15 protein-coding genes are annotated in these 16,518 nt (G+C 61.3%); 9 read left to right on the forward strand and 6 right to left on the reverse strand.

Annotated features, from left to right (window positions below; all coding sequences use genetic code 11):
- Positions 1 to 142: 142 nt before the first annotated feature.
- The 5 genes from ACYVM5_RS05630 to ACYVM5_RS05650 are packed head-to-tail and all read left to right on the forward strand — an operon-like array spanning position 143 to position 7,271.
- Positions 143 to 3,793, forward strand: a complete 3,651-nt coding sequence (locus ACYVM5_RS05630) for a hybrid sensor histidine kinase/response regulator (protein ID WP_460617154.1) — start codon at positions 143 to 145, stop codon at positions 3,791 to 3,793.
- A gap of 56 nt (positions 3,794 to 3,849) precedes the next feature.
- Positions 3,850 to 4,578: a LytR/AlgR family response regulator transcription factor gene (locus tag ACYVM5_RS05635; protein WP_460617155.1), complete on the forward strand. Its 729-nt coding sequence runs from the start codon at positions 3,850 to 3,852 to the stop codon at positions 4,576 to 4,578.
- A 13-nt stretch (positions 4,579 to 4,591) separates the two neighbouring features.
- Complete coding sequence (locus ACYVM5_RS05640) at positions 4,592 to 5,215, forward strand: PKD domain-containing protein (RefSeq protein ID WP_460617156.1); 624 nt, start codon at positions 4,592 to 4,594, stop codon at positions 5,213 to 5,215.
- A gap of 20 nt (positions 5,216 to 5,235) precedes the next feature.
- Positions 5,236 to 6,306 carry an ABC transporter permease gene (locus ACYVM5_RS05645; RefSeq protein ID WP_460617157.1) on the forward strand — a complete coding sequence of 357 codons (1,071 nt, stop codon included), beginning with the start codon at positions 5,236 to 5,238 and terminating at the stop codon, positions 6,304 to 6,306.
- A complete protein-coding gene (locus ACYVM5_RS05650; protein ID WP_460617158.1) occupies positions 6,294 to 7,271 on the forward strand; it encodes an ABC transporter permease in 978 nt (325 codons plus the stop codon). Before ACYVM5_RS05645 ends, ACYVM5_RS05650 begins: the two co-directional genes overlap by 13 nt.
- Before the next feature lie 762 nt (positions 7,272 to 8,033).
- On the opposite strand, the gene ACYVM5_RS05655 is transcribed toward ACYVM5_RS05650, so the two are convergent.
- From ACYVM5_RS05655 to ACYVM5_RS05680, 6 genes are all read right to left on the reverse strand, one after another.
- Complete coding sequence (locus ACYVM5_RS05655) at positions 8,034 to 8,945, reverse strand: SDR family oxidoreductase (protein WP_460617159.1); 912 nt, start codon at positions 8,943 to 8,945, stop codon at positions 8,034 to 8,036.
- Between the two features lie 79 nt (positions 8,946 to 9,024).
- A complete protein-coding gene (locus ACYVM5_RS05660) occupies positions 9,025 to 9,678 on the reverse strand; it encodes a peptidylprolyl isomerase (protein WP_460617160.1) in 654 nt (217 codons plus the stop codon).
- 84 nt (positions 9,679 to 9,762) lie between these two features.
- Positions 9,763 to 10,689, reverse strand: coding sequence for a hydroxymethylbilane synthase (hemC, locus tag ACYVM5_RS05665; protein ID WP_460617161.1), 927 nt, complete (start codon positions 10,687 to 10,689; stop codon positions 9,763 to 9,765).
- A 47-nt stretch (positions 10,690 to 10,736) separates the two neighbouring features.
- Entirely contained in the window at positions 10,737 to 11,879 is a 1,143-nt protein-coding gene (locus ACYVM5_RS05670; RefSeq protein WP_460617162.1) for a DNA polymerase III subunit, read from the reverse strand.
- 253 nt (positions 11,880 to 12,132) lie between these two features.
- Positions 12,133 to 13,353: a GlmU family protein gene (locus ACYVM5_RS05675; RefSeq protein ID WP_460617163.1), complete on the reverse strand. Its 1,221-nt coding sequence runs from the start codon at positions 13,351 to 13,353 to the stop codon at positions 12,133 to 12,135.
- A gap of 161 nt (positions 13,354 to 13,514) precedes the next feature.
- Positions 13,515 to 13,784: a type B 50S ribosomal protein L31 gene (locus ACYVM5_RS05680; protein WP_196294405.1), complete on the reverse strand. Its 270-nt coding sequence runs from the start codon at positions 13,782 to 13,784 to the stop codon at positions 13,515 to 13,517.
- Positions 13,785 to 13,987: 203 nt separating this feature from the next.
- Between ACYVM5_RS05680 and ACYVM5_RS05685 the strand changes: the two genes are divergently transcribed.
- From ACYVM5_RS05685 to ACYVM5_RS05700, 4 genes are all read left to right on the forward strand, one after another.
- Positions 13,988 to 14,443 carry a hypothetical protein gene (locus ACYVM5_RS05685; RefSeq protein WP_460617164.1) on the forward strand — a complete coding sequence of 152 codons (456 nt, stop codon included), beginning with the start codon at positions 13,988 to 13,990 and terminating at the stop codon, positions 14,441 to 14,443.
- Positions 14,444 to 14,600: 157 nt separating this feature from the next.
- Positions 14,601 to 15,182 carry a Maf family protein gene (gene rdgB / locus ACYVM5_RS05690; protein WP_460617165.1) on the forward strand — a complete coding sequence of 194 codons (582 nt, stop codon included), beginning with the start codon at positions 14,601 to 14,603 and terminating at the stop codon, positions 15,180 to 15,182.
- Between the two features lie 47 nt (positions 15,183 to 15,229).
- Positions 15,230 to 15,856, forward strand: a complete 627-nt coding sequence (locus ACYVM5_RS05695; RefSeq protein WP_460617166.1) for a uridine kinase family protein — start codon at positions 15,230 to 15,232, stop codon at positions 15,854 to 15,856.
- A 211-nt stretch (positions 15,857 to 16,067) separates the two neighbouring features.
- Positions 16,068 to 16,448, forward strand: coding sequence for a hypothetical protein (locus tag ACYVM5_RS05700; protein WP_460617167.1), 381 nt, complete (start codon positions 16,068 to 16,070; stop codon positions 16,446 to 16,448).
- Positions 16,449 to 16,518: the final 70 nt, after the last annotated feature.

Consider the following 16,518-nt stretch of genomic DNA (forward strand, 5'->3'; position numbering starts at 1 on the left):
GTGAGTCCGCGCTACAATCGAGCAAAATCCCGATTTCACCGAGCCTAACTCCGTGATAACCGGAAAGTCCGCCCGCCGCCCATCGGCCTGCTCTACCTTGCAGTGCCAAACAACTGCCCATTCGGCAAGTGGCGTTTTCTGCTTGAAACTACTTCTCCGCTTTCTCTACATTCGCCGGCTGGGCCTCGTGCTGTTGGCGTTGCTCAGCCTCCTGTTGCTATGGACGCGGCCGGCCAGCGCCCAGCAGGCCTACCTGCGCCAGTTTAGCCCTACTGAAGGGTTTCGGCCGGCCTTCGTGTACGCGCTGCTGCAAGACCGGCAGGGCTACCTCTGGCTGGGCACCGGCGAGGGCCTCGTGCGCTACGATGGCACACAGTTCACCACCTTCACAAAAAAAGACGGGCTGGCCGAAGACTTTGTGGTGTCGCTCCGCGAGGAACCCAATACCGGCCGGCTGTGGGTGGGCCATTACCAGGGCGGCATTTCGGTGAAGAAAATGGCCAGTGGCGCATTCAGCCCGGCTAAGCGTAGTGCCGTGCCCGCTGGCCTGCGCCTGCCCGCCGACGGCCCGCCGCCCGTCGATACCGCCGCCATCGGCCGCTACCTGCGCCGCTACCACCTGCGCCTGCCCGAAGGTACCGAGGCCACCTGCCTGCTCGAAGACCGCGAAGGCAACGCCTGGCTGGGCACCGCCGGCCAGGGCCTGCTGCGGCACTCGGACCGACACCTGCGGCTGGAACCCCAATTGCCGGGTCCGGTGGGGCAGTGGCCCGTGCTGGCCACGAAAAACCCCGATGAGCACTCGGTTGCTTTAGCAGCTATCGGAGGCCAGCGGCTCTTCTTTTTCCTTGATGATAAGGTGCAGTCAATGCACGATGCTCCTGCCCTCCCACGACAGGTAGTACAGGCGTTATTGCCTTTCCCAGTCTCATTCAAAGGACCCGGTTTAAGATGGCCCGGTTTCTGGGTCGGCACAGCGACAGGACTTTATGTGGCGGCCGCCCCCGATTCGGTTTATCATGCTGTGCCGGGCCTATCAAACAGTCCCGATATCAACGTTACGGCCCTTGCATACGCTCCTACTTCCGGCCTCTGGATAGGCACCGCCGCCAACGGCCTCTACAACCTGCCCACCGACCCGGCCCGGCCCCTGCGCCACTTAACTACCGCCGAGGGCCTGCTGCACAACACCGTGACGGCCCTGCTGGCCGACCGCGCCGGCCGCATCTGGGTGGGCAGTCACGACACTGGCTTAGCTGCCTTCGAGCCCCGCACTCAGAAATTCGCCGTCTACCGCCTCACGCATACAGGCCTCGATATTACCAGTTTTGCCGAAGATGACGACGGCCGCCTCTGGCTGGCTACCGAAGGCAACGGCGTGTTTTTCCGCGAGCCCTCAAAAGCTTGGCAGCCCCTACCTGCCTCTGCCGGCCTGTCCGCACAATACACCTACAATCTGCTTCCGCTGGCCACCCTCGACGGCCCGCAAATGCTGCTGGTACACCGGCAGCAATTGTCGCGGCTCGATTGCCGTACCCGTCGCCTCACCCCGCTAGCGGCGACCGACGACCCCTTGGTACGCGACCTGCTTGGCCCAGCGGCCCTCACTAACATTTCGGCTACGGCTTGGCTAAGCACCCGCGCCGGCATATTGCGTGTTGACGAATTCGCCTCCCGGCAGTTGGCGACATCCCGCCGGCCCGGCCTGGCCATCACCGGAGTTGAAGTCGACGGCGAAGCCCGCACCCTCGATGCGCTGGGCACACTGTCGGCCGACCGCCACCGCGTCAATTTTACTTTCCAAGGCATTAGCCTCAATCCCGGCGACGCCCTCACCTACCAGCACCGCCTGCGCGGCCTTTCCGATGAATGGAGCCGTCCCAGCACGGCCGGCGAAGCCCAATTCCCGGGCCTCGATGCCGGCCAGTACGTGTTTGAGGCGCGGGTGCGGCGCGGCAATGCCGGCCCGTGGAGCCCGGTGGCAACGGCCGCGTTTGGCGTTGCCACGCCGGTATGGCGTACCTGGTGGTTCCGCACGCTGGCACTGCTGGCGCTGGCCGCACTGGCCTACGGGGTGGTGCGCTTCCGCGAGCGCACGCTGCGCCGCACGCAGTATGTGCTGGAGCGCACGGTGCTGGAACGCACCGCCGAGCTGCGTCAGCAGAAAGCTCACATCGAAGACATCAACGCCGATTTGGTGGTGGCTCGCGACGCGGCCGAGGCCTCGCGCCGGGCCAAGGCGCAGTTTCTAGCCAACATGAGCCACGAAATCCGCACGCCGATGAACGCCGTGATTGGCCTCACCAATCTGCTGCAAGCCACCCATCCTAACACCGAGCAGGCCGAATACCTCACGGCCATCGAATCGTCGTCGCAAAACCTGCTGGTGATTATCAACGACATCCTCGACAGCTCGAAGATGGAGGCCGGTAAGCTCACGCTGGAGCAGGTGCCCTTCCGCCTGCCCGAAGCCGTGCGCCGCCTGGGGGCCATGTTCAAGTTTGCCACTGAGAGCAAGGGCCTGTTTCTGACGGTGAACGTGGCCGACAACGTGCCCGCCGCCGTGCTCGGCGACCCCGTGCGCCTGAACCAGGTGCTGGTGAATCTGGTGGGCAACGCCATCAAGTTCACCCGCGCCGGCGGCGTCACGGTGACGGTAGAAAAAGTGGACCAAGCGGATTCACTCAGTCGCTCAGCAACTCAGTCACTCATCCGCCTCGCGGTGCGGGATACCGGCATTGGCATCCCGCAGGACAAGCTGGGGGCCATTTTCGAGGATTTTTCGCAGGCCAATACTTCCACCACGCGTGAGTTTGGCGGCACCGGCCTTGGCCTGAGCATTGCGCGCAACCTCGTGCAGCTGCACGGCGGCCAGCTCGGCGTGACCAGCGAGGAAGGCCAGGGTTCCGAGTTTTTCTTCGAGCTGCCCTACGAAGTAGCCGATGCCAGCGCCGCCCAGCCCGAAGCCCACGCCGGCCTGCTCACGCCCTTCGAGCCCGCCCTGCGCGTGCTGGTGGCCGAAGACAACGCCCTCAACCAACTTGTCGCCCGCAAAACCCTCGAAGCCTGGAACGTGCAGGTCGCCATCGCCGACAACGGCCGCCTGGCCGTGGAGGCCGTCGCGGGCGCGGCCCAGCCCTTCGACGCCATCCTGATGGACGTGCAGATGCCCGAACTCGACGGCTACGGTGCCACCCGCGAAATCCGCCAGCACTTTCCCGATACCAGCCAACTGCCCATCATCGGCCTCACCGCCTCCGTGCTGCCCGAAGACCGTGCCCTGGCCCTGGCCGCCGGCATGAACGACACCCTCGCCAAGCCCTTCGAACCGGCCGTGCTCTACGCCCGCCTGGCACACTTTACTGCCCGCAATACCACCGGCGCCGAAGTAACGCCCACCGCCAGCGAAAAACAGATTCCCGCCAATCCACCAATCCGCCAATCCGCCAATCCGCCAACACTCAGGCCCGACTGGCACCTATTGGAAGAGCTGGCCGGCGGCAACGAAGGTTTCCTGCGCCAAATCATCAGCACTTTTCTGTCCGAAGCCCCGGCCCTGGAGGCGCTGATGGCCGCTACCTGCCCCAGCGACCCCGCCGCGCTGGCCAGCACCGCCCACAAGCTCAAGGGCCAGGTGGCCTACTTCGGCGTGCCCGTGCTGCACACCCAGCTCGACGAGCTGGAGCGCGCCGCGCGCCACCCGGCCCTGCCCTACTGCGAACCGTTGCTCGACACCATTCGCCAGCAGCTGGCCGAGCTGTACCCGCAACTGGAGGAGCGGGCCGGAACTTGAAAACTGAACGGTACGCCCTACATTCGTTACCAAAACTCCCACTGTTTCGTTTTTTCATGGCTGTTTCTAATCTGCGTTGCTTAGTGGTTGATGACGACCCGCTGTCGGTTCAGATAGTGCTCAACTGCATCAACAACACGCCATTTCTGACGGCCGTCGGCAGCTTCACCAACCCCATCGAAGCCGCCGAGTCGCTGCGCACCGCGCCCGTCGACTTGCTGTTTCTTGACGTGGAGATGCCCTTGCTCTCGGGCATCGAGCTGCTGGGCATGCTCCAGCAGCCGCCGCTGGTGGTGCTCATCACCAGCAGCAAAGACTACGCGGTGCAGGCTTTCGAGCACGCCGTGGTCGACTACCTGGTGAAGCCCGTGAGCTACGCCCGCTTCCTGCAAGCCTCCCAAAAAGCCTTGGCAATGGCCGAGCGCCGCGCGTCCACTACTGCCCCCGACGCCATCGAAGCGCCCGACGCCGACGCTGATTTCACCTTCGTGAAAGTCGACAACAAGCTCGTGCGCGTCGGCTTTGATGAAGTGCGCTACGTGGAAGCCCTCGGCGACTACGTGCACATCGTCACGGGCCAGAGCAAGCTCATCGTGTACAGCACCATGAAGGCCGTGGAGGAGAAGTTTCCCAGCAACCGCTTCGTGCGCGTGCACCGCTCGTTCATTGTCAATTTCAATCGCATTCAGGCCCTCGAAGACAATTCAGTCATCGTAGAAGGCAAGCACATCCCCGTGGGCCAGACCTACCTGCGCGAGGTCATGCAGCGCCTCAACAAGTTCTAGCCGCCCCCCTGATATGCGCTTTTCACCAGCCATTATTTCCGCCAAAACCGCGCTGCTGGCCGGCCTGCTCGCCTTAGCGGGCTTTGCCGCCCAGGCCCAGCAGGCCGGCGATACCACCAGCGTGGGCTGCGGCCCGCCCCTGCCGCGCATGTTGTGCGTCGACCTCGACGGCCGCCCGTCCATCGACGAGCCCGCGGGCCCCTTCACCTACCAGTGGCACATGGGCGACGGCACCACCCTCACCGGTCCCACGGTGAGCCATTGCTACAAGGAGCGCAAAAACTACGTGGTCGAGCTCGACGTCATCGTGGACAAAACCGGCGAAATCCGGCGCGGCCAGAAGTACATCCCCGTCAACCTCGTGCAGCAGGACATCGTGGATTTCACCGCCTCGGCCACCCGCGTGCGCGTGGGTCAGTCCGTGTCTTTCGATTCGCCCGAGGCTCAGCTCCTTACCTGTCGCAACGTGCAGTTTATCTGGGACTTTCGCGATGGCACCATCGTACAGGCCCGCACAGCCCAGCACGTTTTCCGCCGGCCGGGCACGTATTCGGTGCGCTTCAGCATGCGCGGCTACGGCTCGCAGGCCTGCGTAGCCAGCCACTGCGTCTCGCGCGAAATCGTGGTCGAGCCCTAAATGCCAGTGTGGCGTAGCGCATGGGCCGTTTTATTTTCTGGCGTCTGGTCCGCACCTTCTTCGCAATCTGGGCCTTGGCCTCGGCCGTATTTTTGCTGAGTCGCCACGACCTCGACACCGCCCTGCGCCTGGCCCTGCCCGATGCCGCCAGCCAAACGGGCACCAGCCCCGCCCTGCTCCCCCAAAGCCAGCAGGCTGCCCTGCAAGCCCTGCGCCAGCGCTTTGGCCTCGATTTACCCGTTTTTTACGTGAGCCACGAGCCGACTCCGGCCGCCGGAGTGCCGGCCTGGCGCTGGCACGGCCGCCACAACCAGTACCACCAGTGGCTGCGGAACCTGGCGCACGGCAATTTGGGCATCTCGTTTCGAACGGGCCAAGGCGTGGCCGGGCGCCTGCGTCACGCCCTGGCTTTCACGCTGCCGCTCACGGGCACAGCGGCCGTGCTCGCGGTGCTGGGCGCGCTGGCCCTGGCCCAGCGTTTGGCCACGGCTTCGTGGTGGCAGCGCCCCCTGCGCGTGGTGCTGGTAGCCGTGCACGGGCTGCCGCTCTTTGTGGTAGCCCTGGTACTGCTATTGGTATTCGCCAACCCCGACGTGCTGGACTGGCTGCCCGCCTATGGTTTCGGCCAGTCAAGCGACCTAGATATGGATGCGGGCCAGCATCTGATGGACACCCTCCTGCATTTAATTCTCCCCGTGTCAGCCCTGGTTCTCACGGCCGTGCCCGAACTCACGCTTCAGCTCACCGCCGCCATACAGCAGGAACTGGGCAGCGCCTACGCCACCACGGCCCGCGCCAAAGGCCTTTCCGAAGCGGCCGTGGTCCGGCACCATGCACTGCGCAACGCCCTGCTGCCCACCATCGCCCAGATTGCCGAATTTCTGCCGGCCCTCGTGGCCGGGGCCGTGGTGGTGGAGGTGGTATTCGCCCTACCCGGCATGGGCCGCCTGCTGGCCGAAGCTTCCGCCGCCCGCGATTATCCCGTGCTGATTGGCGGCGTACTGCTCACCGGCGCGGTTCGCCTGCTGGCCCTGCTCCTCGCCGACCTCTGTTATTTCTGGACCGACCCCCGCATCCGTTGGCAGTCCTGACCGCACTCCGCCCCACTTGGCTGCAGCGGCTGGCATTGGGCTGGCTGGCCTTGCTGGTACTATTGGCAGCAGCCGCGCCCCTGCTGCCCCTGCCCTACCCGCCCGGCGTGCCCGACTTAGCTAACATGGCCGTGCCCCCGTTCAGCGCCGCCCGCCACTGGCTCGGCACCGACCCACAGGGGCGCGATGTCCTGAGCACGCTGGTATTTGGTGCTCGCACAGCCGTACTGCTCACCTTGCCGGCCGCCCTGCTGGCAGCATTGGTTGGGGGCTTGGCCGGGGCTGCCGCCGGCTTCTGGGGAAATACGGCCCGGGTTCCCTTGCCCTACTGGCTAATGAGCGCGGGCGGTATCTGGTGGAGTCTGCAACTACCATCCCCCGTACTGGGGTTGGGACTGGGATTTGCCGGCGTGTTCCTGGCTTTGCTGACGAACTTCCAAAGCCGCACATTGCCAGCCTGGCCACTCCCAGTCAATGCGTTGGTAATGGGTACGGCCACGGCCCTCGACACCATTCCGCGCCTGATTGTAGTAGTGGCAGTTGTCGCCAGCATTGGCCTGTCGACTTCCGGCCTGCTGGCGGTGCTGGTGCTGACTACCTGGCCCCAACTGGCCCGTTTGGTGCGGGCCCAAATGCTGCGTGTCCGCCAGCTGCCGTTTGTAGAAGCCGCACGAGCGGCCGGACTTTCGGAGCGGCAAGTGTGGTTCCGACATGCCCTGCCGCATGCCATGCACCCGCTTCGCACCGCCTTACCACTAAGTGTAGCGGGCCTGCTGGGCCTGGAAAGCACCCTGTCATTTCTGGGAATTGGCTTGCCCCCGGAGGTAGCCAGCTGGGGCCGACTGCTCGCCACAGTGCGCAGTGAGCCCAGTGCCTGGTGGGCATTATTATTCCCATCATTGCTTCTCACCATAAGCTTATTAAGTCTCAATACCCTGAGCCGTTCGCCAAATCCAAGAACTTAGCCCCTAGTAAGGATAGGTGTAATTTACTTAATGCTTGAGCAGGGATTAAGTGATTCATGCGATGTCGCATTTCAGCACTTTTTATAACAATATAGTTCCAGCATTAATCACGTACATCATTTTGAATACCATGTATTTAATGACAATACCAATCTGCTTGTATTTCTTTAAATATGATTTTATCAATCAAAAATTGATATAATTCACCTTAATACAATACTTTTTCGATGTCACAATCAGGGCCATTATGTCCTTTTATAGGCAAAACAGTGGCCGTAACATTGTATTGCTTTTAATAAGAAACACTCGTTACTCTCCCGAGCAGCGCACCTTTTTCTACCCCCGTTTTATCTATATCCTTATGTACCTGCTCATCTACCCATCGTTAAGCACTCCTCGCCGGCCAAAAGCCCAGAAAGAAGCCACTCGTCCCATCTCCGTAGGCATCGATTTCGTCACTCCTGACGGAACGGTAGTGCCCCGGGCCTTGGGCGAAGCTGCGTTACTGGGTCACACCGCGGTTTTGGTCGGAGGGCTTCTGGTTGGAGTATGGCCCCAGGCTTAAGCCTGCATTTCCGCCGCTATTCCGCCTTTCCTGCTTTTTAATTTCCAGTCCCTAACTACCCTATCTGGTATCATATTCTACCCATAATCCAGTATCTACCGCTCACCGGCTACCCCTGCTGAGCTTCAACCCGCCGTCTGCCCCGGCGGGTTTTTTTTGTCCGATTTAGAGAATAATGCCCGCCTGTGGGCTAAGTGCTAGCGCGCGCTGATTTCGTTTTGGGCGCTTACCAGGGCAATACCTTCGGCAAAGGTGTGGGGCTGATACCCAAGGCCATGCCGGGCTTTGTCGATAGTGAAGCCGGTGCGGGCGGGCCGTCGGGCCGGCTGCGTGAAGGTAGTAGCATCTACCTGCTCAATCAGGCCGGCATCAAGGCCAAAATAATCGGCTACGCGCAGGGCCATGGCGTGGGGCGTGAGCATTTCCGCGCCGCTGATGTGGTAGATGCCCTGAGCAGACTGCCGGGCCAATAGCCAGCAGCCCTGGGCCAGGTCCTCGGCCAGGGTGGGCGTGCGCCACTGGTCGGCTACTACTTTAATGCGCTTGCCGGCGCGCAGAGAATCGCGGACCCAGAGTACGATATTGGTGCGGCCGTAGTCGTGGGCCACGCCGTAGACCAGCACGGTGCGGGCAATGGCCCACGGGCCCGCACTGGCCCGCACGGCCAGCTCGGCGGCCAGCTTGCTTTCACCATAGAAATTGACTGGCCCCGGGGCGGCGTCTTCGGCCAGCGGACCGGCTTCACCACTGAAAATGAAGTCGGTACTGAGGTGCGTGAGGTGAATACGCTGCCGGGCGCAGGCCTGCACCAGGTTCTCGACGGCCGTCACGTTGTGCTGCCAGCAGGCTTCGCGGTTGAGCTCGCACTCGTCCACGTTGGTCATGGCGGCTGTGTGGATGAGGTGCGTGGGCTGCTCATGGGCCAGCACCTGCTGCACTTGGGCGGCGTCGCTCACATCCAGCGCTACAAAGCGCACATCAGGGTATAAGCCCGCCAGTTTATTGCCCCCTCGCGATGTGGCCACCAAAGCCACGTCAGGTTGCTGCCGCAACAAGGCCACCAGCTTCTGTCCGAGTAGGCCGTTGGAACCCGTGAGAAGGATTTTCATGCGGTGCTCCACTGCAATGGGTTATTACCTGTAGTCAATTCCAGCCACTACCACCTGACAGCCGCTTTTAATCAATCAGTTACGGATACGTGTAGCCGTATTCCTTCGTGATTTTTTTGCGCTTCACCTTCTCCACTTTCATGGTCATTTTGGCGTCGCCCAGCGGATGGTCGCGGCCATCTTTGGGGAGCTTGGCAATTTTATCAATCACATCGAGGCCCTGGATTACCTGGCCGAAAACGGTGTACTGGCCATCGAGGAAGTGGGCTCCGCCGTGGTTTTCAACCAGATAAAACTGGGTGATGCTGCTGGGCGTGCCGGCCGGGCCGCCCATGCGGGCGGCGGCCACGGCCCCGTAGTTGTGCTGGTGGCCGGGCGCTAGCTCGGCCGGAATGGTGCCTTCGTTGGGCTGGCCGAGGCCGTCGTTGCTGGGGTCGGCATCCTTGGAGTTGGCATCGCCGCCCTGAATCATGAATCCCTCGATGATGCGGTGGAAAGAGGTACCGTTGTAGAATCCGCTCTGGGCTTTTTTCAGAAAATTGGCCTTGTGCAAGGGCGTGTCATCAAACAAAACCAGGCGAATAACGCCCTGCGCCGTGGTGATGGTCACGACTTCATCCTTGCCCTTGGGCTTAGCGGGCTTGGCTGGCTTATCGGCCGCGAATGAGGGAGAGGTCAGCCACAGCAGGGCCAGAAACACGGTACCAGCCCAGGAAAAAAGAAAGGATTTCATAAAAGATAAATCAGGAATGCGGGGATAAGGCCCCAAAACTACACGGATTTGCAGGCCCCGACCAAGCGACCGGGCGGCATGCCTTTAGCCGCGGTGCTCGCGGATGCTGGCCAGGATTTCGCGGCCGCCGCGTCCCAGCACGGCATCGGCCACCGATACGCCCAAAGCGCGGGCTTCGGCAGCGGTTTCGACGGTCTGGATTTCCTCCACGTACTCTTCGCCGTTGAGGCTGATGAGGCCGCCGTGCAGGCGCAGCCGCCCGCCTTCGAGGGTGGCCAGGGCGAAGGACGGGATGCTGCAACCGCCCTCCATGGTGTGCAGAAAAGCGCGCTCGGCCAGCAGGCAGGTGTGGGTAGCGGGGTGGTCGAGGGCGGCTTTGAGGCGGGCTTTCAGGGCTTGGTCCAGGTCGGCGGCGCACTCGATGGCGATGCTGCCCTGGCCGGTGGCGGGCACAAACTGGTGGGCCGGCAGCGTGTGGCGCACTAGGTGCTCGTAGCCCATGCGGTGCACACCGGCGAAGGCTAGTACCAAGGCATCAAACTGCCCTTCTTCAAGCTTGCGCAGCCGGGTTTGGAGGTTGCCGCGGGCTTCGGCGGTTTCGGCGTGGGGGTAGAAGCGGCGCAGCTGGGCCTTGCGGCGCGTGCTGCTCGTGCCCAGCACGATGCCGGGCTTATCGAGCGAAAAATGCTCGTCGAAGCTCAGCACCACGTCGTTCACCTGCTCGCGCTCCAGGAAGGCCAGCAGTTCCAGCTCGCGCTGGATGCTGCTTTGCACGTCCTTGGCCGAATGCACGGCGAGGTGGGTTTCGCCGCGCAATAGGCTGGCTTCCAACTCTTCAGTGAACACACCTTTAGAACCGATTTTGGCCAGACTGCGGTCCTGCACGGCGTCGCCGGTGGTTTGCATGGGCACAATTTCGGTTTCGAAACCGGCTTTTTGCAGCAGGTGGGCAACGTGCTCCGTCTGCCAAAGGGCGAGGCGGCTGGCACGGGTGGCGAGGCGAATGGTCATTATGTTATTAGTTAACAGTAAATCAGTTAACAAATCAATATGGTAAGCTACTGGGCCAAACGGAGTTGGCTACCCAAACGCAGCGAGCTATCTACAAACACCATTTTGGCGTTGGCGTTGCGCTCGATGTGGTAGTGGGCGTCGGTCAGCTCTTTAGTTAATAAATCGGCGTTGCGCGGGGTCACAAATTTGGCGAAGCCGGTAACAAACTGCTGCTCACCATTGGCCAGATGCGGCACAAATTTCGGGTCAATGCCGAACAGCAGCACCTTGCGCACCAGGCCCAACGAATAGCTCAGCAGCTCCTTCTGGTTCTCGCGACCCAGCTTCTGGAATTCTTCGCTCTTTTTCAGAATATCGGCCGCCTTGCTGCTGTAGCTGAAGCACAGGCGCATCCAGTCGCGGAAAAACTCGAAGTAGTCGTGGTCGGCGTTGGCGTCGCGGCTGGCGATGGCCGCGCCGAGGCTGCCTTCGGCCAGCTGGGCCACCTGGCGGGCTTTCACTTCGGGCACCTGGTATTCGTCGCGCAGGTAGGCGGTGATGTCGTCCTCCGAAAACGGGCGCACCACCACCGGCTGCACCCGGCTGATAATAGTAGGCAGCAGCTGCTCGGGCGCGTGGCTCACGAGCAGAAAGATGGTGGCGGGCGGCGGCTCTTCCAGCAGCTTCAGCACGGCGTTGGCGGCGGCGGGGTGCATCAGCTCGGGCAGCCAGAAAATCACGATTTTGAAGCGGGCCTCGAAGGCTTTCAGGCTCACCAGCTTCAGAATCTGCACGGCTTCATCCTTCGAGATGTTGCCCTGTTTGTTTTCGGCCCCAATGTGCTGCATCCAGTCGTTGAGGCCTTGGTAAGGATTGTCGAGCACAAAGGCCCGCCATTCGGCCATGAACTTGCTGCTCACCGCGTCCTTGGTCACCGTTTTGGTGGTGGTCACGGGCACGATGAAGTTCAGGTCGGGGTGGGCCAGCTTGGCGGTTTTGGTGCAGGCCGGGCAGTGGCCGCAGCTGTCGTCGGCATCGGCGGCGCGGTCTTCGCAGTTCAGAAACTGGGCGTAGGCGAGAGCCAGGGCCAGCGCCGCGCCGCCCTCCTGCCCCCGGAAAAGCTGGGCGTGCGCCACGTGCTGCCGCTGCACCGACTGGCGCAGCAGGGCTTTGACGGCGGACTGGTTGGGGATGTCGGCGAAGGTCATAATACCACTGTCTACTAATGATGCAAGACGAAATCAGCCCCAATTGAAATGATAATCACCAAAAAGGTTATACCTATAGCACTAAAGACTTTGGTTTGCCAGTGCGCTTCCTTGTGCAGTAGGTGAAGCAGTAGAAATACCGCGACACCAGAAACTGCGAGCCGCAACAAGCCAGAAATCCACGAATCAATAAATCCCAACACTACCGTCACCGATAGCATGAAGCAGCAGAAACCAATCAAAATCTTACTCATTACGGCTTCACCTTCTCCCAAACCCTATCCTCTTCCGTCGCTTCAAACACCACCTTCATAATCGCCTGCTCTACCGCATCATACGGTAGGTTTCGCCGGGCCATCACGCGCTCGGCCACCTCGTTCACTTTAGGCAGCTTGAAGGTTTCGAAGCCTGCCGCGCCGCCCCAGCTGAAGCTCGGGATAAAGGTGCGCGGGAAGCCGGCCCCGAAGATATTGGCCCCCACGCCCACCACCGTGCCGGTGTTAAACATGGTGTTGATGCCGCACTTGCTGTGGTCGCCCATCATCAGGCCGCAAAAAGTCTGGCCGGTGTCCACGAAGCGCTTGGCGGCGTGGCTCCAGATTTTGACGGGCGCGTAGTTGTTTTTGAGGTTCGAAGTGTTGGTATCGGCCCCCAGATTGCACCACTCGCCGATGACGGAGTTGCCGAGGTAGCCGTCGTGGCCCTTGTTCGAGTAGCCTAGCAGGATGCTGTTACCCACTTCGCCGCCCACTTTTGAGAATGGACCTACGGTGTTGTCACCGCGCATTTTGGCTCCGGCATTGATGTGGGAGCCCTCGCACAGCGCCAGCGGCCCTTTGATGATTGCCCCCTCGTGCACTTGTGAGTTTTTGCCCAAATAAATCGGGCCGTCTTCCGCATTGAGAATCGCGGCCCGGATTTTCACGCCTTCCTCGATGAAGATGTTTTCGGCCCCATATACAATGGTATGCGCATCATTCACCGGCTGCGAGGTGCGGCCTTTGGTAAGCAGCGCGAAGTCGCGGCGGATTTCCACGCCGTTGCGCAGAAACAGCTGCCACGGCCGGTCAATCACCGTCACCGGCTCAGCCACCTGCTTTTCCTCTTTCAACCCATCCTGCACTAGCTCGGCTACCAGCGAGGCATCGGCAAGGTGGGCGGCCACCAGCAGCTCATCGCAATACAGGCCTTGGCCGGGCTGCAGCGCCAGCACCTGCTTCACCAGCACCGCATCGGGGCACACGGCCCCGTTGATAACCAGCGCCGGACCGGTCACCACGCCATCGGCGCACACCGGGAACTTGGCTTGCAGGTAAGGCTGCGTGAGGTAGCCCACGGTGGGCGCGGCCAGGTGCCGCTGCCACTTCTCGGCAATGGTGAGGATGCCGCAACGCAATGCTCCCACGGGCCGGGTGAAGGTGAAAGGCAGCAGGTGCGGCCGAATGGCCGGGTCGTCGAAGAGGAGAACGTGCATTTTTCTTAAGCTATTCGCTAATAGCCGTTGGCGGTTAGCTTCTTTTAAAACAGACCCAAATTTACGGCAGGCGGCTTGGCTAAGGACCAATAAAAAACTCCTTCCGGCGAAACCGAAAGGAGTTCTTATAAAGCTAACGGCTAATAGCCCCCAGCAAAAAGCTATTCTTTGTTGGCGCTGTTCTGCTCCTTCTTGGCGTAGCGGCTGCGGAATTTCTCCACACGGCCGGCCGTATCGATGAACATGTTTTTGCCCGTGTAGAAGGGGTGCGAAGCAGAGCTTACTTCGATTTTCACCAGCGGGTACGTTTTGCCGTCTTCCATCGTGATGGTGTCGGTCGGCTTCATCGTCGAGCGCGTGATGAACTTAAAGTCCGAAGAGGAGTCCTGGAATACGACTTCCTGGTACTCGGGGTGGGTGTCCTTTTTCATATCGAGAGGTCGGTTTTACCGGTTGAACCCTGCCGATTTTGCGGAAGGGACTGCAAAAGTACGGCTTAGCTCGGAAATACCCAACTCTTCGTCCAATATTTTCGCCACAGCCAGCCGCGCCACCCCGTGCGGCTGAGCTTGTTGGCTTTCTGAAAAGGTTGTACATTTGAATTCGGCCCGCACTCAGGGCCGGCCCGTTGCGTGTGCTGAAACCTGTACTCGTTCGCCGTCTGTTCCGCCGTTCCGGCCCCGTAGCGCTGCTGTTGGTGCTGTGGAGCGCTGCCGTGGTATACGCGGCCACGCTCACGGTTTTCACGGCGGCCTACTCCGGCACCCTCGTGCGGGTCGACTGGGAAGTAAATTCTGAAACCGACGTCACCGGCTTCGAGCTGGCCCGCAAGGGCGCGACCGAAACCAGCTACACCGTAGTAAATACCACCGCTGCCACCGGCATGCGGCACTACCAATACCTCGACGCCAACGTGTACCGCACCACCGGCGGCACCACGCCCGCGCCGCCCTCGGCCGGCAATGGGCCCTACACCTACCGCCTCACCGTGCGCGGCCCCGGGGCCGACCAGAGCTACCTGACCGTACTGGCCGGCACGCCCAGCGCCGTGCAGCGCTCCTGGGGCACCATTAAGTCGATGTTCCGGTGAGCGGAAACTGTTAGGCGCGTTTCATTTCACAGAACGTCATGCAGAGCGCAGCATCTTGCCCGCCGTCACTAACCCAATTCTTCGGATTAATGGCGGCGGGCAAGATGCTGCGCTCTGCATGACGTTCTTTTGTGGCCTCATTAATAACTCCACCAAGATGCGCCTCTGCTTCGCTTCCAACAATGCCCACAAGCTCGATGAGATTCGCCCGCTGCTGCCGGCCGGCCTTGAGTTGCTGAGCCTGGCCGACATCGGCTGCCACGAGGAGCTGCCCGAAACCCAGGACACGCTGGAAGGCAACGCCCGCCAGAAAGCTGAATACGTGCGCCAGCACTACGGCGTGGCCTGCTTCGCCGATGACACTGGCCTGGAAGTGACGGCCCTGAATGGCGAGCCCGGCGTGTACTCAGCCCGCTATGCCGGCCCTCAGCGCCTGGCCGAAGACAACGTGGCCAAGCTGCTGCGGGAACTGGCCAGCCACTCCGACCGCTCGGCGCGCTTCCGCACGGTAGTGGCGCTGGCCGGGGCCGATGGCACCATGCACGAGTTTGCGGGCGAGGTGGCCGGCATTATTACGGAAGACCGGCGAGGTACCGGCGGCTTCGGCTACGACCCCGTGTTTGCCCCCACCGAGGGCGACGGCCGCACGTTTGCCGAAATGAGCGGGGCCGAAAAAAACCGCATCAGCCATCGGGCACGGGCTGTGGCCGGGCTGGTGGCTTTTTTGAATGAGGAATAAGCAGGACTGTCCTGCTATCTCATTTCACCCTGCTACCTTTGCCTGCTATGCAGACCCCCTACTTAATTGGCATTACCGGCGGCAGCGCCTCTGGCAAAACCACCTTCCTGCGCCGGTTGCTGGAAGCATTCCCGGAGGAACAGATTTGTCTTATCTCACAGGACAACTACTATCACCCACGCGAAAAACAGCTGCGCGACGACATGGGGGTGGAAAACTTCGACCTGCCCGCCAGCATCGACGCCGCCGCTTATGCCGCCGATGTGCTCAGCATCAGCCAGGGCAACGAGGTGCGCCGCAAGGAATACACCTTCAATAACGCTGCCGTAACGCCGCAGGAGCTAGTGTTCCGGCCCGCGCCCATTGTGGTAGTGGAGGGCATCTTCGTGTTTCACTTCGAGGAAATCGCCAAACTGCTCAACCTGAAAGTATACATCGATGCCCAGGAGCATGTGAAGCTGCATCGCCGCATCATCCGCGACCGCGACGAGCGGGGCTACGACCTGGCCGATGTGCTCTATCGCTACACCCACCACGTAGCGCCCACCTACGAGCAGTTCATCGCGCCCTACAAGCACTACGCCGACATCGTGATACCCAATAACCGCCATTTTGAGCGCGGATTGGAGGTGCTGGTGGGCTTCCTCCGCACCAAGGTGAACGCGGAAGAATAAGGTAGTTTGCGCGGATTAAAACGGCTTTGGCCGGCCGCTCTGCATAGCTGCGGCCGGCCAAAGCCGTTTCATCTTTTTGCCAACTTCATCAAAGTAGCAGTTAAAATAGATTATATTGGACCCAAGATTCACTCTTGCGGTTGCCCGGTTCGGGGTGGCCCAACGCTGAATTGTTCCGTATAACCCTCTTTTACACCCTATTTCTACAACGATGAAAGGCTCTTTTTACTTAGTGGCTTTGGCAGTGGCGGGGTTGACCAGCTGTGACAAAAACGGCCAGTCCGGCGTGCTGCAACACCCGCCGGGAAACGCCGCACTACGCGTGGCCGTGACGCCCGATAAGGAGTATGACGAGGCGTTCGAAGCCTCAACCCGCAAGCTCACCGACACCACCTACCTCATCATCACCAAGGCCGAGCGCGGCAGCGTATTCGCCGTGCACACCGGCCCACTGCCCACCGCCGACCACGCCGTATGCTTTGCCAGCACTTACAATCCGGGCTTCCGGGAGTGCGTGCAGGAGTATTACCACAACGCCGGTGGCGTGGCCATTCAGAACAACGAAGCCGGCTGGTGGGCCACACCACTGTAGGCCCAGATTGGGCAGCCACAATGGCGGCGCGTCATGCTGAGCGCAGCAGAAGCATCTTTACTGCGTGAGT

The organism is Hymenobacter ruber (assembly GCF_054783255.1).